At 52.6% G+C, this 25,717-nt stretch carries 19 protein-coding genes and 1 tRNA gene; 10 read left to right on the plus strand and 10 right to left on the minus strand.

Translation table 11 applies throughout. The features are described from left to right. Positions 1-25: 25 nt before the first annotated feature. From OZX64_RS04745 to OZX64_RS04760, 4 genes are all read right to left on the minus strand, one after another. Complete coding sequence (locus OZX64_RS04745) at positions 26-2,665, minus strand: DEAD/DEAH box helicase (RefSeq protein WP_277174980.1); 2,640 nt, start codon at positions 2,663-2,665, stop codon at positions 26-28. Positions 2,666-2,843: 178 nt separating this feature from the next. Continuing rightward, entirely contained in the window at positions 2,844-3,314 is a 471-nt protein-coding gene (locus OZX64_RS04750; RefSeq protein ID WP_277171714.1) for a hypothetical protein, read from the minus strand. 75 nt (positions 3,315-3,389) lie between these two features. Then, positions 3,390-5,312: a WYL domain-containing protein gene (locus OZX64_RS04755; RefSeq protein WP_277171715.1), complete on the minus strand. Its 1,923-nt coding sequence runs from the start codon at positions 5,310-5,312 to the stop codon at positions 3,390-3,392. A 281-nt stretch (positions 5,313-5,593) separates the two neighbouring features. After that, positions 5,594-7,063 (minus strand): UTP--glucose-1-phosphate uridylyltransferase, encoded by a 1,470-nt coding sequence (locus OZX64_RS04760; RefSeq protein ID WP_277171716.1) that lies wholly within the window; start codon positions 7,061-7,063, stop codon positions 5,594-5,596. 600 nt (positions 7,064-7,663) lie between these two features. On the opposite strand from OZX64_RS04760, the gene OZX64_RS04765 reads away from it, so the two are divergent. From OZX64_RS04765 to OZX64_RS04780, 4 genes are all read left to right on the plus strand, one after another. After that, positions 7,664-8,689, plus strand: coding sequence for a nucleotide disphospho-sugar-binding domain-containing protein (locus tag OZX64_RS04765; RefSeq protein ID WP_277171718.1), 1,026 nt, complete (start codon positions 7,664-7,666; stop codon positions 8,687-8,689). 145 nt (positions 8,690-8,834) lie between these two features. Beyond that, positions 8,835-9,236, plus strand: coding sequence for a helix-turn-helix domain-containing protein (locus tag OZX64_RS04770; RefSeq protein WP_277171720.1), 402 nt, complete (start codon positions 8,835-8,837; stop codon positions 9,234-9,236). 352 nt (positions 9,237-9,588) lie between these two features. Then, positions 9,589-11,520, plus strand: coding sequence for a DUF262 domain-containing protein (locus OZX64_RS04775; protein WP_277171723.1), 1,932 nt, complete (start codon positions 9,589-9,591; stop codon positions 11,518-11,520). Next, positions 11,517-13,970 carry a DUF262 domain-containing protein gene (locus OZX64_RS04780; RefSeq protein ID WP_277171725.1) on the plus strand — a complete coding sequence of 818 codons (2,454 nt, stop codon included), beginning with the start codon at positions 11,517-11,519 and terminating at the stop codon, positions 13,968-13,970. The genes OZX64_RS04775 and OZX64_RS04780 overlap by 4 nt, the downstream gene beginning before the upstream one ends. A gap of 479 nt (positions 13,971-14,449) precedes the next feature. Here OZX64_RS04780 and OZX64_RS04785 read toward each other — a convergent pair whose 3' ends face one another. After that, a complete protein-coding gene (locus tag OZX64_RS04785) occupies positions 14,450-14,851 on the minus strand; it encodes a hypothetical protein (protein WP_277171727.1) in 402 nt (133 codons plus the stop codon). A gap of 326 nt (positions 14,852-15,177) precedes the next feature. On the opposite strand from OZX64_RS04785, the gene OZX64_RS04790 reads away from it, so the two are divergent. Beyond that, positions 15,178-15,339: a hypothetical protein gene (locus OZX64_RS04790; protein WP_277171729.1), complete on the plus strand. Its 162-nt coding sequence runs from the start codon at positions 15,178-15,180 to the stop codon at positions 15,337-15,339. A gap of 475 nt (positions 15,340-15,814) precedes the next feature. On the opposite strand, the gene OZX64_RS04795 is transcribed toward OZX64_RS04790, so the two are convergent. Next, positions 15,815-16,126 carry a helix-turn-helix domain-containing protein gene (locus OZX64_RS04795; RefSeq protein WP_277171731.1) on the minus strand — a complete coding sequence of 104 codons (312 nt, stop codon included), beginning with the start codon at positions 16,124-16,126 and terminating at the stop codon, positions 15,815-15,817. 67 nt (positions 16,127-16,193) lie between these two features. On the opposite strand from OZX64_RS04795, the gene OZX64_RS04800 reads away from it, so the two are divergent. From OZX64_RS04800 to OZX64_RS04820, 5 genes are all read left to right on the plus strand, one after another. Beyond that, positions 16,194-17,540, plus strand: a complete 1,347-nt coding sequence (locus OZX64_RS04800; protein WP_277171733.1) for an MFS transporter — start codon at positions 16,194-16,196, stop codon at positions 17,538-17,540. Between the two features lie 631 nt (positions 17,541-18,171). Next, positions 18,172-18,954, plus strand: coding sequence for a hypothetical protein (locus OZX64_RS04805; protein WP_277171735.1), 783 nt, complete (start codon positions 18,172-18,174; stop codon positions 18,952-18,954). Between the two features lie 8 nt (positions 18,955-18,962). Further along, positions 18,963-19,484 carry a hypothetical protein gene (locus tag OZX64_RS04810; RefSeq protein ID WP_277171737.1) on the plus strand — a complete coding sequence of 174 codons (522 nt, stop codon included), beginning with the start codon at positions 18,963-18,965 and terminating at the stop codon, positions 19,482-19,484. Positions 19,485-19,490: 6 nt separating this feature from the next. Continuing rightward, entirely contained in the window at positions 19,491-20,345 is an 855-nt protein-coding gene (locus tag OZX64_RS04815; protein ID WP_277171738.1) for a hypothetical protein, read from the plus strand. A gap of 503 nt (positions 20,346-20,848) precedes the next feature. Beyond that, the gene (locus OZX64_RS04820; protein WP_277171740.1) at positions 20,849-21,073 is read left to right on the plus strand and encodes a hypothetical protein; all 225 of its coding nucleotides are present in this window, start codon (positions 20,849-20,851) and stop codon (positions 21,071-21,073) included. Positions 21,074-21,198: 125 nt separating this feature from the next. Here the strand turns inward: OZX64_RS04820 and OZX64_RS04825 are convergent, their stop codons facing one another. From OZX64_RS04825 to OZX64_RS04840, 4 genes are all read right to left on the minus strand, one after another. Continuing rightward, positions 21,199-22,227, minus strand: a complete 1,029-nt coding sequence (locus OZX64_RS04825; RefSeq protein ID WP_277171742.1) for a hypothetical protein — start codon at positions 22,225-22,227, stop codon at positions 21,199-21,201. A gap of 348 nt (positions 22,228-22,575) precedes the next feature. Next, positions 22,576-22,649, minus strand: a tRNA-Pro gene (locus tag OZX64_RS04830). Between the two features lie 142 nt (positions 22,650-22,791). Further along, a complete protein-coding gene (der, locus tag OZX64_RS04835; protein ID WP_277171744.1) occupies positions 22,792-24,927 on the minus strand; it encodes a bifunctional cytidylate kinase/GTPase Der in 2,136 nt (711 codons plus the stop codon). Next, the gene (locus tag OZX64_RS04840; protein ID WP_277157352.1) at positions 24,924-25,700 is read right to left on the minus strand and encodes a pseudouridine synthase; all 777 of its coding nucleotides are present in this window, start codon (positions 25,698-25,700) and stop codon (positions 24,924-24,926) included. Before OZX64_RS04840 ends, der begins: the two co-directional genes overlap by 4 nt. Positions 25,701-25,717 lie beyond the last annotated feature (17 nt).

The raw sequence follows: 25,717 nt of genomic DNA on the forward strand, positions 1-25,717 counted from the left end.
TTCCCTGTCCACAATGTTTTGCCGCTCAGTCGACCCCCGAGTATGCGACGATACCACGGTTGACCAGTTTGTTGGCCTTTCTTGCATTTTCGGCCAGATGCGGATTGTCCGCCTCGTAGTAGGTCTGTGCGGTCGAAATCTGTTGAAGGACGTCTGAGAGACGTTTTGCGTTACGAACGAAATCGCCGCCGGTCAGCTCGCTGCCGTGCAGAATCTGGGCGAGATCCTCTCCCCGCGCCCAGTCGTAGATGACATCGACAAGCCCGAAATCAAGCGGTTCCAATTCATCCAAATCGGCATCCTCGCGCATCATTTCGACATCCGAGAAGACGTCACGCAGCCGTCTGCAGCTTGAAGCCACAGCACCGCCCGGACCGCCGGGATAGCGTCGCGGTTCATTATCTCCTCCTCTGCGTGCCTGATACACGAGTGCCGACAAGGTCGCGGCCAGTTCTTCAGGCTCGAGCCCGTCAAGGAAGCCATCACCAATCGCTTCGGCGAGCACCAGATCATATTCGCTGTACAGGTGGCGAAGCAACTGGCCTCGCATGGTGAGCCGATAATCGCGAAGTCCTTTTACAGGGTGGGATTCGGTCGTCTTCGCCGAGGTGTCGCAACCGCTATTCAAGATCGTCGACGACGAATCATGTCCGTCGGTGCGGGAAGGGTTCCGACCGGCATGCCCACGCGTTTCGTCCAAATAACCGAGCGAGGAAAGCACGGCGCAGATCTGGTCGAACTGACGTGCAACAGACCCGGTGCGTGACTCGTAGCGTCCTCGTGCATGCCGCAGCTCTTTGGATTCACGCAGCCAGCGATGCCCCCACTTCAGATGGTTCTGGAAGTCCGGGCATGACTTGCAGGGATGCTCGCTTTCTTCGGTTTTCAGTTGCTCGATACGTTTGTCGAGATTGCGGAACTCTGCGCTGCGTTCCTTGTCACTGGCAAAGCTTCTGCGCTTGAGATGCCTGCGTTCGTCCTTCTGCAGATAGGAAAGCTTCTGGCGGATGGTCATGAATTCCTTGAAATCACCGTGCGAGCAGGCGAACGCCTTTTCATAGCCTGCAACGGCCTTTTCGAGCGTCTGTATACGACTTTCCAAGTCTTCGGCGGACTCGTTGGCCTCCCATTGCGCGAACGAGTGGTCGAGCGTGTCTCGCGCGGTTTCGTAACTGCTGGAATTGAGCAGGTTCACCGCCATATTGAACGTGGGTTTGAAGCTGGAATGCAGCGGATAGACACGTTTGCTGGAAAGCGAGGCGGCCGTGGCCGGCACGAAGCCCTGATGGTCGACGATGATCGCATGCCCGATGGTGTCGATGCCTCGTCTGCCGGCGCGACCGGTGAGCTGGGTGTATTCGCCCGGTGTCAATGTCACGTGGTCCACGCCGTTGAATTTCTCAAGCTTTTCGATGACCACGCAACGAGCCGGCATGTTGATGCCCAAGGCAAGCGTTTCGGTGGCGAAGATCATCTTGATCAGCCCTTCTTCGAAAAGCCGTTCGACAATCTGCCGGAAAAGCGCCACCATACCGGCATGATGGGGTGCGAAGCCCTCTTCCAACGCATAGCGGAAACGCGCGAAACCAAGCGCTTTGAGGTCGGCGTGGTCGAGTTCGCCTTCGACCATTTCATCGACGATGGCTCGTATGCGCATCACCTCGTCTTTGGTGGTCAGCTCCAATCCGGCACGAAGGCATTGCTCGACGGCCTCGTCGCATCCGTTGCGCGAGAAGATGAAGTAGATGCCCGGCAGAAGACCCATGAAGTTCAGTTCGTCGACCACGGCCCATCGGCGTGGGATATAGCGGCGAAGCTGACCGGGCCTACGACGCTTCTCCACTCCCCTGCGATGCCTGTTTTTGCCGCCTCGCCGTTCTTCATGGGCGCGCACGACGGCTTTCCTGTCGAGCTGGTCGATACGGTCGACGAGTTTCGCGTTGAGCTTGTCGGTCTGCACGCCGTTGTTGTTGTGACGGTACAGGTCGATGAGTTCCGGCTCATGCTGGTCGTCGCTTTGCATCATGACGTGCTGTTCAAGCGGCACGGGACGTTTTTCGGAAACGACGAGTTTCGTGGCCCCGCGAACGGATTCTATCCATGCGCAGAAATCCTCGACGTTGGATACTGTGGCGGAAAGTCCGACGATTTTGACGGACTTGGGAAGGTGAATAATAACCTCTTCCCACACCGGCCCGCGGAATTTGTCGGCGAGATAGTGGACTTCGTCGAGGATGACATATCGCAATGCGCGCAACGTCTCCGAATTCTCATAGAGCATGTTGCGCAGCACCTCGGTGGTCATCACCACGATGTTGGCTTCCGAGTTGATGGATGTGTCACCGGTCAGCAGTCCTACGTTCTCGGCACCGTATACGTCGACGAGATCATGGTATTTCTGGTTGCTCAGAGCCTTGATGGGCGTGGTATAGAACGCCTTGACGTTCCTTTCCTGCGCCAAGTGCATGGCGAAATCCGCGACGATCGTCTTGCCGGCACCTGTCGGGGCTGCGAGAAGAACATTCTTGCCGGCTTCAAGCGCTTCATCCGCTTCTATCTGAAAGGGATCGAGCTCGAACGGGAGCCTCCGGGCGAATCGTGCCGCTTCCGAGCGTTCGTAAGCGCTGTGCTTTTTGAACGCGGCATAACGCTGCGAGGGAGACATCGGCTGTTCTTCGGACCAGTCGGTATCAACCGGTGAGTTGGCATCTTCGAAATCCGAATTGGAATGTTTTTTATGACGATAATGATGTGAATGACTCATAGAAGTGAAACTGTCGATTCATGAAAGACGGATATGCTGATAACTGTGATGATGACGCGTGCGAAAAACGGCAAAACCGTCATCGAATCGGCCTCGAAGCGTTCCGATCGGCATGCATCCACACTTGCCCGGCTTCCGAAGAAGGTTCGGTCTTCTCGACCATGCCGTCGAAAGCCTGATTCGATGATGGGGAAACCGCCTGGTTATTTCCCGGCACCGGATTGCCGGTGAACGGAACACGGTTGTGTCTCCAGACGCTCCAACGCTGTGCGTGACGATCGTGTCTGGCGATCCTCCTGCGTTCGACCTCGGTCTGCGCAAGGCTGTAACGACGTGCAGCCTTGGAAAGGGGCTGTGTGAACAGGGGTTGTTCCGGGACTTCGCCACCCGGGGCCGACTGTTGCATCGCATTCAGGTAGTGCTGGATCTCTTTGCCCGTGCCTGCAATGCTGCGAGCCGCGCGAAGCGCATGGATACCGGCATAAACCAAACCGACCACAAGAGCGGCAAGCACGACTACGGCGACGATGATCCAACCCCACCAAGGCATGTGACTCCCCTTTCCCGGTTTTTGTTCGGTTATGGCCTATCTTAGCAAATCACGATTTCGGGTATATTCTCAAGCCTACTTATCCTGCTGAATATTGTTCTCAAGAGTCAGCTCTCGATGGGCTCTGGCGACAATCATCGTCAACAGCGGTTCCGGTGCGACGGCGATGATATGGCGAGCATGCGCGATGGCGAAAGCGACGAACCACGAATCCGAGGAAACCGTGAGATGAACTTTCTCCCCCTCGCCGCAAGGTTCGACGGTGGCTCCGGGAAGTGTTTTGGTGAACGCCAGATCAGGTTTGTCGGTGATGAACACGGTGGAGGTCCCGTTGTCGAAGCTCCACTTGCGCAACTCGGCGACAGGGACATCCGGGATATCAAGCTGGCTTGTCGGCTCGACAAGGTCCGCCTTTTCGATGCGGGAAAGACGCAGGACCTGCCAGATGCGCGGATGGCCGGTGGCCTTGTTGATGGTCGTGTCTTTGGCAACGAACTTCTTCTCATCCTTGGGCGCGGCCTTGGCGACATCGGTCCAAACGGCGACATAGTAGACGCCTTCATCCACGAAGATCTTGGAGGGCGCGACGAGCTTACGCCGAGTGCGGCCCGTGCCGTCGGTGTATTCCATATCCAACAGCGAATCAGTGGAGATCGCCCGCTTGACCACGCTGAAACTGCGAGGCTCGACTTCGTAACCGGTCAGGGAAAGCCAAGGGGTCTCCCCCGGCTTGACATGCTGGCGCAGACGGACATACAGGGATTCCGCCTGTTCGCGCTGAGCTGCGGGAAGCAAGGAAGAATGCGCAAGATAGCTCACCGATGCCGTCAGCATGCTCAGATATTGCTGCGAAATACCGGCAAGACGTTCGAGACCAAGCGAATTGGTGGCCGAGACGATGCCATCGGCATCCAGCAGCGACCAATCGATGTCGAAGAACTGGCTGCCCGCCATCTCGCCATCATCGGAAACGGTGGTGAGCGTGTTGATGTCCTTGCGGATGACGGCAACACCCTTCTTCTTCTCGTCCTCGGTCTTCGGCTCGCCGATGAAGCGTTCCGCAAGCTCATCCAGGGAATACTCCTCGCCCAGATGCGCAGAGAGGAACAGCATCAGACGCAGCCTGCGGTCCACTTCGCTGCCGGTCTGGAAGGAGGAGCTGCGCTTCGAGTGCGACTTGCCGTTTTCGGGGTCGACATCGCTGTTCGCCGTGGTTTTGTTGATGGACGGGGTGACGATGGTCTCCCCCATCTCGCCCTGGCTTTCGTCGGCCAACGTGAAATTGACCGCGGCGTTGAGCCTGCGGTTCCAGGCATCCACCGCTTCCTGAGGAGAAACGACCGAAGAGCCCGGGTGTTCGAGCATGAACATGGCAAGATCGTCGGAATCCGTGTAGGCGACGTTCATATGTCCGCCGTCCACGTCGATGGTCGCGGCGAAACGCCGCTGATCGACGACCTTCATCAGATTGTCAGGAATCGGCTGCGTGCCAAGCCCCGGGGCGATCGAGTCAAGCCCGAGTCCCGGCGTCGGGGTCTGCGGCACACGCGGCGCGGTGCGGGAGGCGTGCTGTTCTTCGTGCTTCGACGAGGACGAGGAAATCGACATCGAACGCGCCAGATAGTTCGCGGCGGCGAGCACCGGCAGGTCTTCCTGCTTGAAGCGAAGGCGCACCCTCGGCTCATCGCCCAACTGCAGACGGTAGGATGCGAAATCCTGCCCTTCGGACTTCGAAGAGTATTCGGGTTGGCGGGATTCGATGGCGATGCCCATGGCCGCCAACTTGGCGCGGTCACGCTGGAATTGCTTGGCGAACGCGGCCTTGGCCGCCTGATCGGCAAGTTCTCCGTAAGAATCAGCATAAGCCTTGACGCGTTGCGCGATCTGCCGTGAAGTCAACCATTGGGGGAACGCAGATGATAGAACGGCGAGGACATCTAGTTCGTGCTTGCCCCACTTGTCGGAAAAACGTCGCCTTCCGTTGCTTCCTTCTGCCATTAGTCCTCACGTATCGTTATTGTTCAGGTAAAAGCGTGCGACTTGTGACGCACGCCCTTATCTATATTAGATGCTTTTTTTAGTAAATTGCGGAATTTCGCAAATTTAATTCTTTTTATCACGTTTTTTACGCGTGTCCCCGCGCTTTTCGAGACTATGGGATTGGTTCATCATGCTCATAATTGCGTTTGCCGATCATTCGCGTCGAACATCAATAACCCACAAGCTAAGAACCGCAAGGCCATGGTTGCGACATTGCGGTTCTTGACGTTTGTGGCCAATCACCAAAGCCATTCGTCCGGTTCGATGCCCTGCGGACCCACGAATTCGCCATTGGGAACGTAGCTGGGTTTGCCCTGATCCTCCAAGACCGCATCACCGTAGAAGACGACATCGTGGCCAAAGGTCCAGTCTCCGTGGATGGTCACGGAATTGGCGGCCGCCAGCGAAGGGATGGCGTACGGGAAGCGGTCATTGAAATCCTTGATATTGCGATAATATTGCGAATCCAGCGTGACGTCGGGGAAAATGTAGTTGCCGTCCTCCATTTCGTAGGAATCGGTCAGATGGAACCGGTCCGAACGCATGATGAACAGGTCATCGGTGGTTTTCACCGGCAGGAAGCGCATGCGGTCGACCTGCACGCAAATCGCACCGTCGAAAAGGCCGACTGCCGCGCCCATGGCGGTTTCCAGCTGTACCACTTTTGTGCTGGCAGGATCGGTGGGATCCACGGTTTTGTAATTGCGGATGATCGGCAAGGGCAGAACGCCGTTATGCTGTTCCAACGTGGCCTTCAGCACATCGATGCGCACCCAGATGCTGTTCGTATTGAAATAGGGGTGGCGATCGATATCCTCCGCAGCCTCCCTGTCATCGGGGTGGACCTGCGTCATTTCGCGCAAGACGAGACGGCCGGACTTTTTGTCGCGTACGAGATGGCCGCCCTTGCGATCCGCATAGGTGCGGTTGGCCACCTCTACCATGAACGGCGCACCGGTGTTCTCGAAATACTGGGCAAGGGTACGCGAGGGACGCGCGCCCAGATTGTCGGAATTGGATATGAACAGGTATTCAAAGCCCTTGTCGGCCAGAATGTCCAAGAGACCGGATTCCCAGATGGTGGAGAACAAGTCGCCGTGGCCAGGCGGGCACCATTCCAATTCCGGATTTTCCGAGAATTCCACGGGTTTGCCGGTCGCTACGTCGATTTTTGGCTCCCGATGCTGCACGATCTGCGTAGGAATGTCTTCCTGTTGGAAATCCTTGTTCTGTTCAAGGGCCTCTATGGTGTCAGCGGAGGTACGGAACGAGTTCATCATAGTCAATGGCAGCGGGACGTTGAGGCGCCTTCGGGCCGTGACCACCTGACCCATGATAATGTCGATGAAACGCATCGGCCGCGCCTTGTGACGACGGACCGGAAGCAACGACTTCGCCTTGTCAAGCCCCATCGAGGTGCCGAGCCCGCCATTGAGCTTGAGGAACGCGGTTTTGGCGAAAGCATGGACAGCCTTGTCATGGTCGATGGTCTTATAGACATCGTGGAAACTTGGGACATCGCGCAAAGGTTCTACGTCATCCTCGCGAATCCAGCTGCTGGCATCGTTGTGCCGCCACTCGTCATAGAGCCTTTTGAATTGTGCAACAGCCACATCGCTCATGTGCGCCTCACGCATCTTTTGCGCCGAAGCTTCGAAGGCGTCTTCCAAACCGCACCTCTTTCGTAGTTGTGTTTCTTCTTGCTCCATCGGTCGAGCCCGAAGCTGCAACCGATACACATAGCTTTCAACTGTACTAGCTTTTTTGAAAGCTCGCTGGGCACCAAGGCTCTGAAACGTAAATGAACAGTAAAAATGTTCGGTTTATACTTCCGATACGCCCGCCCAAAGTTCATTTCATGTTTTATTGTGTCAAGTGCATCTTGCTTCGATTCCGCTCCAAAAACCCATTCGAGGTACACGACATTCGAGGAAGCCATCGCGTGTTCCTCCAACACCGTCCACGCCGAGAACTTTGCCGCCCGATTCGGCTTTGAGCCTTCGGTGGAACGCCCATGGCAGACCGTCTTGCCCGGCAATGCTACGATAACGAATTATCGGAAACGACGGATGCGTCAGCCAATCTAAGAGAGCCATCATGAACGAGTCGGAAGAGTCTGCCAAAGAAATGAACACATCGGAGTCCGGGCGGCAGGTTCGCGGCAAGCTGCTGATGGTGTGCATGCCGTATCAGGGGCATATCAACCCTACGCTGGGCACGGTTCGCGCGCTGGTAGCCGACGGGTGGGATGTCACTTATGTCTGCGACCCGCGATGGAAGCGGCAGGTTCGGCGCTCAGGGCGACGTTCGTGCCATATGACGGTTATTCGGCCGATCCCGGCAGATTCGAACGTACGATCCAGGCGCCTGAAAAAGCCGACAACACGGTGTTGCGGCTGGGACGTAAGTCGCGTTTCGACGCGTTCCTGTATGAGGGCCTGCTGGTTTCGGGTAAGGCGCTGGCGGATACACTGGAGCTTCCTTCGATTCGCCTGTATTCGACGTTCTGCTACAATCGCGACATTCTCGACCGGCTGGCCGGCGCCAGCAGAGGGCTTCATCTGACGTCGGTGCTGCGCAGCAAGAGATTCCTGCGCCTGATGTCATCGAGCACACGGCGCAGAGGGTTGATGGAAACCGAGGATTTCATCAGCGAGATGGTCGACAACCCGCCGACGCTCACCTACACCTACACGTCGCGTTCCTTCCAGATCGACGGCGATTCCTTCCCGCAGGAGCACTACCGGTTCATCGGCCCTTCCCTGGATGGCAGAGAAGACCAGAAGCCGAGCGACGACTTGGCCAAGGTTTTGGCGCACAATTCCGGCAAGCCGATCGTCTATGCCTCGCTCGGCACCATTTTCAATACGTTCCTGCCGTTCTACCGTGCCGTGGTCGGCGCGTTCGCCGGCAAAGACGTCACTGTCATCCTCTCCGTCGGCCATCATTTCGAGCGTGGCAAGCTGGGCGAGGTCCCCGGCAATATCCATATCTACGAATCGGTGGAACAGCTTTCCGTGCTGCGCCGAGCCTCAGTGTTTCTGACCCATGGCGGCATGAACAGCGTCAACGAAGCGCTGTATTACGGAGTGCCGCTGGTAGTGGTGCCGATGGCGGATGACCAGCCGACGGTCGCGGCGCGGGTCGCGGAGCTGGGCTTGGGGGTCAGCCTTGACAAGCAGTCGATTTCTGCGCAATCCCTGCGTGAGGCCACGATGAAAGTCATGACCGACAAAGCAATCGCCGCCAGTGTCAAGACGATGAGCCGCGACATGCATGAAGCCGGCGGCAACGCACGAATCGTCAAGGACCTTGACCAACTATTGGCGCGATGACTTGAGCCCTGTCGAACCGTTAGGGGAAGGAGCTGTCATGAGCATGGCCGTCATTGAAGCGTGACCGGTCCGGTCAGACGCGCCGTACGTCCTGCAGGGCGACGGGAAGACCTACCGACTGAACAAGAACGTGCTCGGTGCGGCGATGGAAGCTGACCGGGAGGTCTCCGACGCGAGCCGTACCATCGGCACAGGCGAGGCGGCGCGGATCCTCGGGGTATCGCGCAAGACCGTGCAGCGCATGCTTGACGCCGACGCCATCCCCTACCGGCGCAACGGCGAAGGAGGCAACCGCATGATGCGCCAGGCCGACGTCATCAGCTACGCCGAGACCATGCAATCCGAGCGGAGGACCGCGCTGGACGACCTGCGCGACCAGGCCGAAGACATGGGCCTCTACGACAACAACCCGGAAACCGTCACCGACACGATACACCGCATGGTACAACGCAAGAAACACCCGCCCCGCACAATACGCGAACAATATCAAGGACTACGGAACGCTAGGCTTTCAACATCCACTAAACGACTTAAAAATCACCGATAAAAGGAATTGGATAATTACAGATTAACTTTCAGGAAGCCTAAACTATTCATCTGCTGTTGTAAATAACCTGGCGCTAATTCACCATATCTTTAAGAGACGAATCAGATAATTATACTGGATGGTGTCAGGCAATTCTATCATCTGCTGTACTCCTTCCTAAACAGTTACAGGCGATAAAAGACTTTTACAAAGGATGGATTTTCTCAGTCTCGACGGTTCGAAACACATTGATTTTCAGAATATGTCGGATATTAGGTATACAGATTCACTACTCTACTCCAAAACGTAGTCCGTACAAGCCATTCTTTATAATTTGCATCAATATCTATGGGAGGTTTCGGGAAGGGAAACTATGACAGAGCAGTCATCAGATAAAATCTGTATGAAGTCCATACAGGATTTAAACTACGGCAATGAGGGACACGCCTATCATTTTGTGGTGCCTAGTTACCAGAGAGGATATCGTTGGGCCAAATCGGAAATATTTGCGCTCATGGATGATCTGAGTCAATATTTCAAAGGCAGTGATCAACGATATTGCTTGCAACCCATAGCTGTTCGCCGAATCGACGATGAGACCTACGAGGTCATTGACGGACAGCAACGGCTCACCACGCTGTACATCCTGGGGCAATACTGTGATCCCACAAATCGCGGCGCAAAATACACGCTTCAATATGTCACAAGAAGTCAAAGTCAGGAATTTTTACAATCACTGAACACTGACGGCGCGACACGAAAGCAACTGAAACAGGACAATCCGGATTTCTATTTTATGTCAAATGCCTTCGATTGTATTAGCACTTGGGTCCAGAACCACAATAAGAACAAGATGGATCTTTGCAACTTTTGGCATGCTGTGGTCAAAAACGTCACTGTTATTTGGTACGAAGTGCCGTCCAAAACGGATCCGATTGACCTTTTTCGAAAAATCAATGAGGGAAAAATTCCGCTGACCAATGCAGAACTTATCAAAGCATTGTTACTCAGCAACCAAGAAATCAACAATCGCCGTGAAGCCACTGCTGTTGCCCTGGAGTGGGATAATATCGAGCAGCGACTGCAGAATGATGAATTCTGGTACTTTCTGATAAACGATGACCGTAACTCTTATCCAACACGTATAGATCTGATTTTTGATATTTGGGCTAAGGCCGCCCCCATAACATACTCCGACAGACCCTACACCGTATTCGACTATGTATACAACGAGTCAAACCGCTCTGACTCAAAAGAGTCGTTTGTACGAACGATGTGGCATAGCTGCAAAACTATTTTCGCAAATCTTGAATATTGGTATCGTACCGATGATCTTTACCATCTCATCGGCTATCTTGTTGCCTGCCGAGGAACGGAAAACCGCAGAATCATCGAATTGTATGAACAACTGGCTGAACTCGACAAACCTGAGATGGTTGACTATCTTAAGGAAAAGATTCGAGGAACGCTTCATTTTTCTCAAACACCTGAAATCGAAGGTGATGATTGGCTCTCTCCCATCGAGGAACTTGAATACGGAGATTCCAAAAATTCAAATTCTGATATTATCCGTAATGTGCTGTTGCTGTTCAACCTATTGACTATAAATAACACGATAAGTTCTAGAACACGTTTCCCCTTCGATTTATACAAGAAAGAACATTGGGATATAGAGCATATTCACGCGTTGGCTGGCGGCCCACCGACGGATGAAGAAATCAGCAAAAATTCAGGAAAAGACAATGTTGACTTTGCGAAATCCCGACAACATTTTTTTGAAGATTTAGAGAAACTTATCGCTACAACTTCAACCAATTCTGCGACCCATAACCAAACAGGCGGCTCCCGGAACCAAACAGGCGGCTCCCGGAACCAAACAGGCGGCTCCCGGAACCAAACAGCGATAAAAATAATTAAAGAATTCGTAAAAAAGAGCGATTTTAGCGAAGAAAAATGTCATGACTTTTGGGAAGAAAACGGATCACAACTACAGTCTATCTTAATAGATGGGAATGAGAACAACATTAGCAACACGGCTTTGCTATCCGCTACAATCAACCGCGGATATCAGAATGCAAGTTTCGTTATGAAACGCCGCTGGATTATAGCCGCTGACCGCAAGACTGAATTTGTTCCTCCATGCACTAAGAATGTTTTTCTGAAGTATTATTCTGATCCGCCAGATAATTTCTCCATTTGGAGCGCGCAAGACCGTGAGCAATATCTTCATGGCCCATACGGCATTATCTCGACTTTCAAAGCATTTTTCGGAACTAAGAATAATAAGGAGGACTACAAGGAATGAACGAAGATGTCTTCCGCAATGGACGATCTATTAGCTTTTGGCAACTAATCCAGTATCATGCCATCCGCATCCCAGCAATTCAACGCGACTATGTATACGGACAGCCCAGCGCGTCTAGCGTACGATCTGGAATACTTGATGAAGTAGCGACACACCTCGAGGACAACACACGTCTAAGCCTCAATTTTATATACGGAGAAATTGAGGACAACCCTGAGGACAGGGATGTTCCTATATGTAAACCTTTGGACGGGCAACAACGACTTACCACGCTCTACTTTATATATTGGAACTCATTAGTACATGTCCATGCCGCCCATCCAGAAGTGAATATCACTGAGGCTACTGATACGCTTAGCCGCTTTTCATACGACACCAGACAAACGGCGAAAGATTTTTTCGAACTCATCACTCAGCAGAGAACGATAGACGACATCGCGGAATGGATGCAAAATCCCGACGGCAATGAATGCTCTCATCTTTCTCAACTAATCCGTGAAAAACACTGGTTCCGTCCGGACTTTTCCTATGATCCGACCATTATTTCGGCGCTCGTTGTGCTCGATGAAATACAGGAAAGGCCTATACTGTCGGAATACAGAAGCTGGAGACTGCTTACCGAGTCTGATTGTCCTATTCGCTTCGAGTGGTTGGATATCAAAGACATAGGCAACGGTGACGATCTCTATATCAAGATGAACGCACGAGGAAAGCAGTTGAGCGTCTTCGACAACTTCAAAGCTGAATTCGAAGACGCCTCAAAGAAGTTGGTATCAGAGGAAGACTATTTCAAGCTCTGCCAAAAAATCGATGGGCCTTGGATGGATTTCTTCTGGAATACAGCCAAGGAGACAGCCGAACCTTCAGCCTTATATGATACGTACTACATGCGGTTCCTAAACTGGAGTTTATGGAACCGCTGGGCAGAAAAAGTCGAAGCCTCGCAAGTGGATGCATCTTCTAAGAAAATCCCGGATCAAGGGGACATTGAGAATCGGCACTTGGCTGATTACGAATGTATTCTGCCTGAAGGGCAGAACACTATGTGTGCCAAAACGTTGGAAACCCTCTCACACTATCTAAACTATATTTCACAAGATGACGCGATTGACGGAATCGTGAATGCCGCACGTCAAGTAAGCATAAGTAAACCGAGACAAACGGAGTATGCTGACCGTATGCGGTTGGAGTCAGCGATGGCATACATCAATGGCATGTATAACCTTGGCGAGAAGCCAAATCAGACATCATGGAAGCAATGGAACCGCATCATCTCCCACCTTTCCAACGCAGCTCAAATCTGGCAAGGCTACAACTCGCCAGCACAATATACCAGAGCCGTAAAGGCCGTGGAACTGTTCCAATCCTATGCAGATAATCTTACCGCTTATTTTGCCGGATTCCCTGATGTCCAAGGTTTTAATCCGCATGACCAGATAGAAGAAGAGGAATTGAAATCGTGGCTTATCGTCAACAATAATGACTGGGCTAAAGCCATTGAAAGTGCCGAAGAAATCAAATATTTTAAGGGTAAGATCGGCTTCCTCTTCGATTTTGTTGACATCAATAAAGATACAAGGCACACCGCGCTTGATGACCCCGAGAAACTTGACAAATTTAATCAATATGTTTCAGTTGCAGCTGCACTGTTCCCAGATAAAGAACCAGATGAACTATCCATCTCGTTGCACCGAGCATTGCTTACCAAGGGAGATTATTCATTACATGAAGGCACTGTATCGTCCTACCTTACTCGGGCAAGCAGTTTCACCAGATCAATCAGTTGGAAAGCCTTGTTACGGAGCAAAGACAACTATAGGAAACATGAAGTCAGAAACAAAGAATATCTCATGCGCGACCTATTCGACGATATTATCGCTCGACTCCTCAACTGTGATCATCCATCCACCAGTCAAGCGATTAAAGTACTGAACGATATCATCGCGGCATATCGATGGACAGATGGCGAAAGGGATGATTGGTGGGCTCAATGGCTCATCAAATATCCAGAACTTTGGTCTGGCAATTACTTTGGTACATTAAAACAGTTTAGAGTTGAAGATGGTATTTGTTATTTGCCCAGAATAACGAATACACAGCTCAAAAGCCTTAATAAAGAACTCGTTTCATGCGCCATCGGTGCGATAATCGCCTCTGAAGTTCCTGGAGTGGTCTGCTACCCACAGGAAATGAGAGGACGCCTATATCCTGACTGGGATTATGACTCAATACCACCTTATGTCATTCTTGAAAACGAAAATCTGAAAGTCGGCATTGGCCGGATATACAAAGACAAATACCCTTCTCAGGGGCATAAGTTTCCTGAAATTTGGGTAATTTGCCAAAATACATCCGAGCAAAACGAAACTGACCAACATGAAAAATGCTTCACAAATGCAAAGGAAGTAATCCATTTCGTGAAACAGATTTTCATTCAAAACCAAAGTTGAACGGCATGCGCAGCAATTGTGCTCTCGGCTGGATCGGAATCAAGATATCTATCATCGCTTTTGATTCGTATAAAGTCATTTAGAGATGTAAAATTTCGAAGTCCTTTACTGCTTTCATACCTTTCCAGTTAGAAAGCAACATAATCTATGTAAGCAGCAAAGTCGATGATAATTATACACCATCTTCTAATTGGCTCTGGAATTGTGTAGCACTCGTCTTAAATACAGACTCAGAAATGCAACCTTTACTATCGCCATAATATTTGTCAGAATAGAAATGTTTTTCTGAGGCACACCTACGCCGGCCTGTGGCCGGAACGGCTCAACGAACTCGCCGACGCCGTTGACGACGCCAGGACGAAGACGCTCGAACTGGCAGGATAGAAGAAAACTACTCAAAGCCGCCTGACGTCTGCCTGTCGCTTTGGGTAAAACCTCGACAACGAAAAATCGCGTCTGAAATCGTGTATTGGAATGATTCAGACACGATTTTTCGAGTTATCGGCTAAAAAGTGTTGTTTATGATCCGGGTTCGGCCTTGCGGGAGTATGCGTTTCATGCCGTTCTTTTTTCGTTTCCGAAAAGCCAAGGCGCCATCGGGCCGATTCTTGGGTCATGAGGACGAGATCGAGGCAGGCGAAACGGTGCCCGCGCTGCGGCGGCAAGATGATACGGCACGGAAAGACAAAAGCGGGCGTGCAGCGGTGGCGCTGCCCGGAATGCCGGGTCAACGGCGTCTTCCATGACGCCAGGGGGGGCGGCGCGTAATGCTGCGGCAGCTGGACTCGTTCGTCGCGCGCCTGCTGGGCGGCCATACGCTTGAGGAGGAAGGGCGTTCCTTCCGCCGCGACCGCCGGTGGTGCTGGAAGGTCCCCCGTCATCGCGATGCCCGGGGGCGAAGAGTCATGTCCTGGAGATGGGCGGCACGTACGTCAACGGCCGGTGCCTGCTGGTGCTCATGGACGGGACCAGCAGCCTGGTCGTGCGGATCCGCCGGCGCGTGCACGAGTCGATAGTCGAGTACCGGGCTTTGTTTCCGCGGGGTGCCCGCCCCCGACGTGCTCGTCAGCGACGGGATGCAGGGCATGGAGCGGGCGGCCGCGGCCGAGTGGCCGTGCACCCGGCTGCATCGCTGCCTGGTGTCCGTGCACCGCGACACCAACCGCGACCTCACCCACAAGCCCAGGACCCAGGCCACACGAAGGAATTGAGAAAGCTGTCTTCCCGGCTGTTCAAAGTGCATGACGAGGAGGACGCGACGAGATGGGACGAGGGCCTCAACGCCTGGTACCAGCGCTGGAAGGACACGGTCAATGAGAAAACGACGGCGAAACAGGATCCCTCACACGCGGCTTGCAGGAAGTGGTGATGGACACACGAGCGGCTCCGCCGCTGCTACAAGAGGCTCAAACGCCTCTCCCGGGACGGCAGACTGTTCGCCCTACACCGATCCAAAACTGCTCGCCGGCAGCGAGGTGCCCCGCGACACCGACCGGCTCGAGGGCGGGATCAACTCGCCGGTCAAACGCGTGCTCGACGACCACCGCGACATGCCCAGGCAACACATGATGCGCGCCTGCGAATGGAAATGCTACATGAGAAGCGGACACCCCGACACCGGGACGGTCCTCGACGCGTATCTCGAGCACTCCAGGCAGAGGGCCGAACGGACGGAAAGGCGGACATACGAAACGAGACGGCGACCGGCGACGAGCCGCAAGCCGGCACAGGCATCGAATGGGACGAATTCCATACCACCACCAGATACCCCGACGCCACCGACCAGAAAAACCGAGTCTAAAACAACACTTTTGGCCTATAACCCCTCAATGACTGCTTTTCAATCAATGCGTTTTGTCCTGCGCGGCGAGAATGGCGTCAAGAAGGCCGGGAAACGCCTTGTCGAGCGCCGCACGACGTAGGGTGTTCAATGACCTGATACCGTCGCGGCGAGTCTCGATGACACCGGCTTCGCGAAGAATCTTGAAATGGTGGCTGAGTGTGCTTTTGGTGACCGGAACATCAAAAGACCCGCAGGCGACGTCATCAGGAGCGGATGCGATCTGACTGACCACAGCAAGACGCACTGGATCCGCCAAAGCATGAAGAACGACGGCTAGGTCGAGTGTTGCCGGCGGTGCGGGATTCTGTCTCATGGTTTATATGATACCAGACATTCGATAGTTTGACGAACATCGAATATATCTGCTACACTCCAGTTTCATGGTTATCAAACAATCAAAATCACCGGGCACACTACCCGTTCTCATCCTGTCCATCGTCGCGCCTCTTCTGGTGTTTGTGCAAAGCACCGATATGAACGTGCTCTCCGGGCCGCTTACGGCGGCCTTCGGAGCCACCCGCACCCAGGTCGAATGGACGGTGAACGCCTACACACTGACTTTGGCGGCCGGACTACTCGGAGCTGGAGGCCTTGTGGACTCATGGGGACCTTCACGCTCGTTCCGTCTCGGCGCTGGACTGTTCGCGCTCTCCTCCTTCGCGGCCGCGGCCGCGCCCAACGTCGAAGTCCTTGTGGCCACCCTTCTGGTCATGGGTCTGGGAGCGGCTCTGCTGATGCCAAGCTCGCTGGTGCTCATCACCACGGGAGTCGCCGGCAAGGCACATACCGTCAGGGTGGGATGGTGGGCCGCGGCGGGATCGGTCGGCATGTCCGCCGGACCTCTGCTGAGTGGCCTGTTCACTCAACTTGCCAACTGGCGTGGCGTCTTCTGGTTCAACACCGTTCTTTGCGCGGTTGCTCTGATATGGGGATGGGTGGCCATCCCCCGCACCGTTCGCAAACGCGGACATGTCGACATGCCAGGCCTGTTGACCGCGGCCATCGCCATCGCGGGTCTCGTCTATACGCTGATCGAAGCCGGAAAGGACAACGGGCCGGACGTCTATGTGGCGGCGGTCATCGCCATACTCGCCATCGTGGCCTTCATCATGGTCGAACGTCGCAGCGAGACGCCGGTGCTGCCCCTGGCCGTGTTCTCCGACCGCGTCTACCGCACCACGCTGCTGCAAGGTGCGCTGTTCAACTTCTCGTTCTTCGGGCTCATGTTCGCCATGGGACTCATGCTCCAGCAGGGCCGCGGCATGACGGCGTTCCAGTCCAGCCTGCTCTTCCTCCCCTTGACGGCGGCCGTCCTCGTCTCCAACCTGTTGACCGCTTGGCTCTCCGACCGCTTCGGGACCATCCGCATCCTGGCCATTGCGCAGGTCGTCTTCATCGTGGCGTTGCTCGCCCTGGGATGGACCGGAGTCGCCGGATCATTGCCAGGCATGGTCATCTCGCTGATTCCCTCGGGTCTTGCCGCCGGCATACTCGTGCCCATCATGACCGGGCAATCCCTGACCACCATGCCCCGCGAGCTGCAAGGCGCGGCCAGCAGCGGCTTCAACACCGCGCGGCAGCTCGGCTCGGCCATCGGCGTGGCTGTCTTCGGACTCCTGCTGGGCACCGATCTCATCACCGGCTTTGGCAAATGTCTCGCCGCCGCGGCCGTAGCCGGGGTCATCTCCTTGGCGATGACCCCCATACTGCGCAAGTCACGAGTCTAAACATGGACTCATATTCCAATCGCACAGCCGAGCACACAAAAGGTAACGCAATAGCTCAAGGACCTCACTCACAGTAGCATTCACACGATGACCGCAGCTCGATATTCTCGAGGTCTGCGGTCATCGTGTCTGAAACCGAAAAAGCCTGAAATTTCCATGTCTTGAAAACGTTGGAATTTCAGGCTTTTCTCGTCGGGTCGGCAGGATTTGAACCCGCGACCCCTTGCTGGATTGACGGTTGAAACGGCTGGTAACGGACAGTGCCGGAAACTGCCGGTAACACAGGAATCGCAACGGGAATCGGGACGATTTTAAAAACGATACCGACGGTTGGTGACGGCTAATGACGGAGGTCACCGTGTCTGAATCGTGTCTGAATTGAAAACGTAATAGTGTGACGCAAAACTTTTTCGTGCAAAACGGGTTCAAATATTGCCTATTCAAAAGAGGTTTCTTTGGACAGTACGATGAACAGTCTGTGACTTGTAGAAATGCCCAGCTTCTTCTTCAGCAATTATTTTGTTTGTGAATGAACAAAAATAGACTCGGTTTTGTCGTTTTGCAATGGAGTTCTGGTACGATTAGCAATAAAGAGGTGAGGCCAAAGGCGGTTTTCTGAAAAGAGGAAATAATGAAGAAGAAAAGTATCCATAATACTTTAATATCAGGTTTAAGTATGTTTTGCGTGGCGACAATATTATTACAACCCACACTGGCATTCGCCTGGGGCCCGAATCGTGAAACTTTCACCATGAAGCATCCAGCCACGTATCCCACACTGGATTCCATTACAGATAATCCTGATGTAGGTGACGAACTAAATTTTTTCAGAGTTAGCGAAGCTGGACAAAAGGGTTGGAGTGACACTGCAATAATGCAGCAAGATAAAGAGTATTTTGCTCGGGTTTATGTACGTAACGCTTCCGCCGACAATCTGAATCTTGCTGCTAACGAAGTTAGGGCAATGATTAACATGCCGACCCGTGCTACAACTTGGGGTAGAGCATTTGATATCAATGCTTATCTATGTGGCTCGAATACCAAACCATCGGAAATATGGGACAATATTGTTTTGCGCAGTAACCGTAAGTTCCATGTAAAAATTCTTTCCGCGAACTATTACAACAATTATCGCACTGAAGACACTTCAGGCTTCCCTCTGGGCGACAGCCTGTTCTCGACCGGCAGTTTACTCGGGTACGACAAAATGGACGGCACCATAGGAACCAGCTATAAGGATAGCGGATATGTTTTGGTCAAGTTTGTTCCTGTTATGAAGGATCCTATCACCGCTTGGATGGAAGACAACATGCTTGACAAGCTCTCAGGGGCCATGACCCATGACAACGGTACCATCAAGCTCGATAAGGCGCCGGACTGGACGACGGCAGATTGCCCGACCAGCCAAAATTAGGAGAGAAAATGAAGAAAACTCAAATACACATCAAAGAAGTATTTACAAGAAAAAACGCTGACAAGAATATAAAAGCAAAGAAGAAATCGGCTCAACATGAAATAAATGTGACGGTCATGCTTTATGTCTGCCAGATACTGGTTTCCTTAATCTTATTTGTGTTTATCGGCTTCGACTATGTTCGTTATAAGACGGCATACGGCACCTTAGGAATGGAACTCCTTATTTTTGTACTCGCTGGTTTTGTCGTGAGGTGGCAAACGATGAACGCCAAGCAGTATGTTTTTGATGTGGAGGTCTTTAAGAAAATTCAGCAATTGCGCATATACCCGATCATGCTGTTTACATTCATGCTGCTGTCGATAGTGTTTCCGGCTGATTCGTTCAAGAACTTCATGGATATGTTCCGTTCAACTATCATGGGCTTGCTTGTATTCACCCAAATCAAAGACGTCTACGAGACGCATATATTAATCAGGGAAAAACAAGTTCTTGAAGAAGAGAATAGAGTGGACGGCGTAGATTCCTGACAACGCATGCTGTTTTCAAGGGGAATTCCTGTACAGGTCAGGTACACAAACAAGGAGGAGGAAAGCATGTGGAAGAAGAGACAATTCTACGAGTTCTTCATTGACTGTTCAAGTTTGCTATGTGCCGTAGCAATAACGCTGGGATTCCCGCCATCTGCCTTTGCATGGGGGCCCATGCGGGAAACCTTTACTATGGAACACCCTGCTCCCTATCCGACCTTGGACTCGATAACAGACAATCCGGGATGGGGCGACGAACGTAATTTTTTGAGGGTACGAGAAGACCGCAAGTCAGCATCCTGGAGTGATGTAGCGGAGATAAGGAAAGGCAAAACCTATGCGATACGTGCATACGTGCGGAACGCATCTGCCGATAACCTTAACCTCGACGCCGAGAACGTGAAACTGGCAATCAATTTGCTAAGCCATAAGGACTCTTATAGAAACTATATGGAAGTCAATGCGGCTCTTTCAGGAAGCAATACACAACCCGAAAAGATCTGGGACAACATCGTGATACGAGGCAACCATCGATTCCGTATCAAGGTTCTCTCAGCAAAATACTACACAAATAAACATACCTACAGTACTGGTGGTCTCCCTCTCAGCGATGAGGCCTTTACATACAGTGGTGCATACCTTGGATATGACAAAATGGATGGAAGGGTCGGGACCAAAGGAAAGGATTCCGGATATGCCCTAATTCGGTTTACTACTGTCACCAAGGATTCTTTTACCGAGTGGTTTGAAGATCATATCCTTAACAAACTTTCCGGTCCCATGACAGGGAAGACCAGTAGCGACGAAACATGGGAGAACCCGGACAACACAAAGCATTCGTCTACATTTCAAAACAAATGATGCATTCTTGTCAGCCAAAGTATATCGAGTTATCTCTCGAATTATGTTTTGTACAAATTCAATTATTTAATGCTCCGATACAGGAACAGAAACGAACAGATTATTCTAAAACTACTGATCCGATCATTGAAAATCCACGGTCATCATATCAGGATGATTTCGAAACCAACATTTGCTTCATTATTCTCCTAAGATTTTCCGTTTTTCAATGTACGACAATCTAGACGGATGCAATCCCGGTCCGTTTTTAACATCTCTGCAGATTAAACATGAACCGATCTAAGCCTATCTGACGCGACTATTTTATTATTGGTCATATTAGACATTTACAGATGGAAGCAGTTGCCATGAGCATGGCTGTCATCAAGGCTCGGCCGGTACGGTCAGACACGCCATACATCCTCCAAGGCGACGGGAAACCTACCAGCTGGCCTGGAACGCGTTCCAGGCGGCGCTGGAGGCGGCCAAGGAGGCCTCCGACACCAGCCGTACCATCGGCACGGGTGAGGGCGGCGCGGATCCTCGGGATCTCGCGCAAGACCGTGCAGCGCATGCTCGACGCCGACGCCATCCCTACCGGTACAACGGCGAGGGCAGCAGTAGACGATCTACGCGGCCAATCCGAAGACATGGGACTCTACGACATGCCCGATGCCCGCCAGAAGGGCCGAGGTCAGTGGGACTTGCCGTCATCGACACCGTCATCCTCTCTCCTATACAGATGCTAACTTTAATATCATTTAACGAAACTTTTCCAAACAAACGCCTCAGTTCAATTGTGAATTCTTTTCAGAATACATTTATTGCTCAAAATACCGCTCTAAAGATTAGTATGCATTCTTCAGGCAGAAACCTAAATCTCCGATTTGTTTGCAGCTGTTGAGTCGCTGGCTGTATACCACTCAATTATTTTTTGCAAATATGTAATTGATAACAATACAATAAAAGTAGATAGACCACTGCTGATACCCGCATCAGTAATCCTCACTTTAAAGGTGCCAAATGCTAACAAAATAAAGACGAAAAAAATGACTCCACAAATAGGGTATGTAATAGTCCGATAGACCAGATTCGGAGTAATTTCCTCTCTTCGGTGGAATTGGTAATAATAAGCAATTATTAAAGCACTCGTCTCTACAAGCGTCATTGCAAATAATCCGAGTACAAGAAACACTAATGCTGATGCAGCATCTGATCTATCATAAGCCGTGCAAGATGGAGCAAACCTATGTGTTAAAGGATGAAAATCACGACAAACCCATTCTTGCTCTGACGCACCACGCAATGATTCTTCATTCGCTGCAATCATGATAAATGCAGTGAATCCCATTAGCCAATAAAAGAAGTGCAGCATCCACGACATGCTGGAAATTCCACTCCCATCATCCTTTGCCATGGGAATAACACAAAAAAACAGAGCAGCCAAAATCATGAATACTGGCGATGCAACAAGACCAAAATTCCCGAAAAAACTGTCTATCGCAGAAGGCAGATTTTTACCTGCAATTACTAATAGAATGCAAATGAACAATCCGATCATAAAAGCAAAAAGAAGAACAAAACACCAAAAGAAAGTACGGACACAAACATCAGTAATTTCAACGATTTTCTTTCTTGTTCCAACGTTTCTAAAACTGCAAACAACTACAGGAATCATTAATATAAAAACAACAACAACCGATGTCAACCCAAGATTATGCCAAATCAACTTCAATATACAATCAATTGTCGCCATATTGCTAAAAAGCGACAACGCTATCAGTATTATTGCCAAATAATATAGTAGTAATGTAATTATTAATTCATACAATAACAGAGCATGGGCCGTCGTAAAACGACGCAAACTTAAGTTGCTCAGCAAATCAGATTCACTTTTAGTCATAACTTGATATTACTTTACTCAGTAATCGAAACTCAAAAGCGCTAGGGCTCCGATAAACAAAGATGTATCTTATCTTCCAGTTTGCTGTTGCACGGTACTATGACCAGAAAAATATTTAAAGATAAGGCTGTGATCAGCAACCAACGCCACGGCGAAGCCAAACGTTCCATAGAATCATAATCTAGGCAAAATAAGACGTAAGCATTTATTTACTCAACTATTATAGGTACCCGCTATAGGTGTCGAAAACGACGAAGGTCTGCGGTCATCGTGTCTAATCGTGTCTGAAAAAAGAAAAAGCCTGAAATCCCGATGTCTTGAAAACATTGGAATTTCAGGCTTTTCTCGTCGGGTCGGCGGGATTTGAACCCGCGACCCCTTGACCCCCAGTCAAGTGCGCTACCAAACTGCGCTACGACCCGAACAGTGCAAAGCACCAAGAAGAAAGTCTAGCACAAATGCGACATTGGCACTACTATCGGCGTGGCGCAAAATCAATGTGGGCCGAAAGATGAAAACAAATCCTCGACCCACATTCCTAACGTTCGCTAACGTATATATCCGTTATTTCTTCTTCGACTTGCGCTCGCGGATGTGCACCGAGATCTGGATCGGGGTGCCTTCGAAGCCGAATTCCTCACGCAGCTGGCGTTCGATGTAACGGCGGTAGCCGTGCTCAAGGAAGCCTGTGGCGAAGATGACGAAGCGCGGCGGGCGCGTCGACGCCTGCGTGGCGAACAAAATCCGCGGCTGCTTGCCACCGCGCAACGGGTGCGGATGGGCGGATTGGATGCGACCGAGGAACGAGTTGAGCTTGCCGGTCGGTATGCGCTTGTCCCAAGAGTCCAAAGCCGTGTTCATCGCCGCCAGCAGACGGTTGGTGTGCCACCCGGTCTTGGCGGAAAGGTTGACTCGCTGCGCCCACGTGACCTGATCGAACTCGGTCTGCCATAGGCGTTCGAGACGCTGCCGGTCGAATTCGTCCATCAGATCCCACTTGTTGAACACCAGCACGACGGCTCGTCCGGCGTCGACGGCCTGGCTCATCACCTTGAGGTCCTGGTCGGAAATCGGCTGCGAGGCGTCGAACAGGACCAGCGCAAGCTCGGCGCGTTCGATGGCGGCCTGCGTACGCAGCGACGAATAGTATTCGGCTCCGGAAAGCTTGTGCAGACGGCGCTTGATGCCGGCTGTGTCGATGAACAGCCAGTCCTCGTCGCCGATTCGAATGATTTCGTCGACCGGATCTCGTGTGGTTCCTGCCAAGTCGTTGACCACACTGCGTTCCTCGTGCGCCAGCTCGTTCAAAAGCGAGGATTTGCCGACGTTCGGCTTGCCGATCAGCGCCACACGACGCAGGTCGGTCGGCGTGAGGAAACCCGAGGTCTTCTTGGCTTTGGCCAGCGTATCCACCGCCACGTCGAGCAGGTCTCCCACTCCCCTGCCGTGCATGGCGGAAACCCCGTAGGGTTCGCCCAGCCCGAGCTTCCAGAAATCGGCGGTCAGATATTCGTTGGCACCGTCATCGATCTTGTTGACGGCCAATACCACCGGCTTGCCGCTTTCGCGAAGCATCTTGACGATGCGCTCATCGGTGGCGGTGATGCCGACCTGGCCGTCGACCACCAGAACAACGGCATCGGAAAGCCCGACCGCCACCTGAGCCTGTGAGGCGATGGCTGATTCGATGCCTTCGACGTCGGCCTCCCAGCCGCCGGTATCGACCAGTTTGAAATCGGTTCCTGCCCATTCGGCGTCGTAGCTGACACGATCGCGGGTCACGCCGGGAGTGTCCTCGACTACCGCGGCACGACGGCCGAGAATACGGTTGACCAGCGTCGATTTGCCGACGTTCGGTCGACCGACCACAGCGAGAACGCCGACGGCCTTCTGCTTGGCTGACAGATCCTCACCGCCGGTTTCGCCGGCGAGCAGAGCTTCGTCTTCCTCGTCAAGGTCGTAACCCTCAAGATTCGCGGCATACTGTTTGTAGGCCTGCTCTTCGGCCGCTGCGTCAACCAGAGAAATCAGTCGGTCAAGCGTTTCTTCGAACGTCAGGTCGGAATTGTCGACGGTCGTCACACCGTCGGCGGCCTCGAGGAAGCTGGTGACCTTGGAGTCGGCCTTGTCACGCGCAATGACGTTATCGGCGCCGACACCCGCCTGCGACGCGGACTGCCCGGTGCGCCGGGCCTGACGGACTTCAGGGCGTGCGGTCAACAGCACCCGCACTTCCGCGTTCGGCGCGACAACGGTCGTGATATCGCGTCCTTCGGCGACGATTCCGGCACCCTTCGAGAAGGAGTCGAGGGAGGCTTCGCGGTTGATATAAGCACGTTCCGCGGCGATCAGCAAGTGCCGGACCGGAATGATATTCGAGACTTTGGAGACATGCGACGAAACATTCGAATCGCGAATCGCCTCGCTGATATCCTCTCCGTCAACCAAGACCTTCGAATCGTCGGGATCGACGCCGATATCGAAATGGTCACCGGTGAACAGGTCCCCCACCATTTCGGTGATGGCCTGCTCGTCGACACTCTGCGCTTCCAAATCAGCACCCTGCTTCAGGCACCACCAAGCCGCAGCGCGGAACATGGAGCCGGTGTCGAGGTACGCATAGCCGAAATATTTGGCCAATGCCTTGGAAGTCGAGGATTTGCCCACTCCCGCAGGCCCGTCGATGGCTACTCGGATCACAGCCCTACCTCCTTGGAAAGCGAGCGGACTTCCGTCTGCGAAAGCACGCGGTAGGAGCCCGGCTTGAGATCGCCCAGCTTGATAGGCCCGATTTGCGTACGCACCAGCCTGCGCACTGGGAAACCGACGGCGCCGAAGATACGGCGGACAATACGGTTCTTGCCCGAATGCAACACGACCTTGACGATGGTGGAGTCACGTGAGGAATCGATGATGGCGCAGTGGTCCAGCCTGATGAGCCCGTCATCCAGATTGACGCCTTGGGTCACCAGACGGCGGCAGATGTTGCCGCTGATGCGTCCGTCCAGCGTGGCGACGTACGTTTTCTTGACCTCATAACGCGGATGCATGACGTGTTGGCTGAGCTCGCCGTCATTGGTCATCAGGATGAGGCCTTCGGTTTCATAATCGAGACGCCCCATATGGAAAATGCGCTCGTACTTGTCGCCGACGATGTCACGAAGCGTAAAGCGTCCCTTCGGATCGTCCATGGTCGAAAGCACCTTCTTCGGCTTGTTCAACGCCAAGGTGATGTGCCGATTGTTCAGCCTGATTCTCGAGCCGTCAACGCGAATCTGCTGGCTCGAAGGATCGACACGGGTGCCGAGTTCGGTCACCAGTTCACCATCGACCTCGACCCGGCCTTCGGTAATGATTTCCTCGCACTTGCGCCTTGAGCCGAAACCTGCCTGCGCCAAGAGTTTTTGAAGGCGAATCCCTTCATCGTAATTATCGTGATGCGCCTTTTCGGCGTGTGAATATGCGTGTGGCATCGTTCTCCCAACGTGGC

Source organism: Bifidobacterium sp. ESL0704, assembly GCF_029392075.1.
Classification (GTDB): Bacteria; Actinomycetota; Actinomycetes; order Actinomycetales; family Bifidobacteriaceae; genus Bifidobacterium.

Excerpts from the sequence above, each read along its gene's own strand:
- OZX64_RS04745 (WP_277174980.1), bottom strand. The coding sequence starts at position 2,665 with ATGTCTCCCTCGCAGCGTTATGCCGCGTTCAAAAAGCACAGCGCTTAC.
- OZX64_RS04750 (WP_277171714.1), bottom strand. The coding sequence starts at position 3,314 with ATGCCTTGGTGGGGTTGGATCATCGTCGCCGTAGTCGTGCTTGCCGCT.
- OZX64_RS04755 (WP_277171715.1), bottom strand. The coding sequence starts at position 5,312 with ATGGCAGAAGGAAGCAACGGAAGGCGACGTTTTTCCGACAAGTGGGGC.
- OZX64_RS04760 (WP_277171716.1), bottom strand. The coding sequence starts at position 7,063 with ATGGAGCAAGAAGAAACACAACTACGAAAGAGGTGCGGTTTGGAAGAC.
- OZX64_RS04770 (WP_277171720.1), top strand. The coding sequence starts at position 8,835 with ATGGAAGCTGACCGGGAGGTCTCCGACGCGAGCCGTACCATCGGCACA.
- OZX64_RS04775 (WP_277171723.1), top strand. The coding sequence starts at position 9,589 with ATGACAGAGCAGTCATCAGATAAAATCTGTATGAAGTCCATACAGGAT.
- OZX64_RS04780 (WP_277171725.1), top strand. The coding sequence starts at position 11,517 with ATGAACGAAGATGTCTTCCGCAATGGACGATCTATTAGCTTTTGGCAA.
- OZX64_RS04785 (WP_277171727.1), bottom strand. The coding sequence starts at position 14,851 with ATGACGGGGGACCTTCCAGCACCACCGGCGGTCGCGGCGGAAGGAACG.
- OZX64_RS04795 (WP_277171731.1), bottom strand. The coding sequence starts at position 16,126 with ATGAGACAGAATCCCGCACCGCCGGCAACACTCGACCTAGCCGTCGTT.
- OZX64_RS04800 (WP_277171733.1), top strand. The coding sequence starts at position 16,194 with ATGGTTATCAAACAATCAAAATCACCGGGCACACTACCCGTTCTCATC.
- OZX64_RS04805 (WP_277171735.1), top strand. The coding sequence starts at position 18,172 with ATGAAGAAGAAAAGTATCCATAATACTTTAATATCAGGTTTAAGTATG.
- OZX64_RS04810 (WP_277171737.1), top strand. The coding sequence starts at position 18,963 with ATGAAGAAAACTCAAATACACATCAAAGAAGTATTTACAAGAAAAAAC.
- OZX64_RS04815 (WP_277171738.1), top strand. The coding sequence starts at position 19,491 with ATGCTGTTTTCAAGGGGAATTCCTGTACAGGTCAGGTACACAAACAAG.
- OZX64_RS04825 (WP_277171742.1), bottom strand. The coding sequence starts at position 22,227 with ATGACTAAAAGTGAATCTGATTTGCTGAGCAACTTAAGTTTGCGTCGT.
- OZX64_RS04840 (WP_277157352.1), bottom strand. The coding sequence starts at position 25,700 with ATGCCACACGCATATTCACACGCCGAAAAGGCGCATCACGATAATTAC.